General features: G+C 43.0%; 2 tRNA genes. Both read left to right on the top strand.

The annotated features are described in order from the left end of the window. The first annotated feature begins 4 nt into the window (after positions 1 to 4). Positions 5 to 80: transfer RNA gene (locus LMH66_RS20335), tRNA-Lys, on the top strand. A gap of 69 nt (positions 81 to 149) precedes the next feature. Then, positions 150 to 225 (top strand) — tRNA-Lys (locus LMH66_RS20330). The last annotated feature ends 47 nt before the right edge of the window (positions 226 to 272 follow it).

Genomic DNA, 272 nt, shown 5'->3' with positions numbered 1-272 from the left:
AGATGGGTCGTTAGCTCAGTTGGTAGAGCAGTTGGCTTTTAACCAATTGGTCGAAGGTTCGAATCCTTCACGACCCACCACTTTTCTGAAAGTGAGATTGCCAGTTTGGCTTTAATTCAGACGTAATGAATCATTACGTAAAACTAGATGGGTCGTTAGCTCAGTTGGTAGAGCAGTTGGCTTTTAACCAATTGGTCGAAGGTTCGAATCCTTCACGACCCACCACTTTTCTGAAAGTGAGATTGCCAGTTTGGCTTTAATTCAGACGTAAT

Source organism: Shewanella sp. 10N.7 (assembly GCF_020806285.1).
In the GTDB taxonomy this organism is placed as follows: domain Bacteria; phylum Pseudomonadota; class Gammaproteobacteria; order Enterobacterales; family Shewanellaceae; genus Shewanella; species Shewanella electrodiphila.
This window is presented reverse-complemented; position numbering and strand designations above follow the sequence as displayed.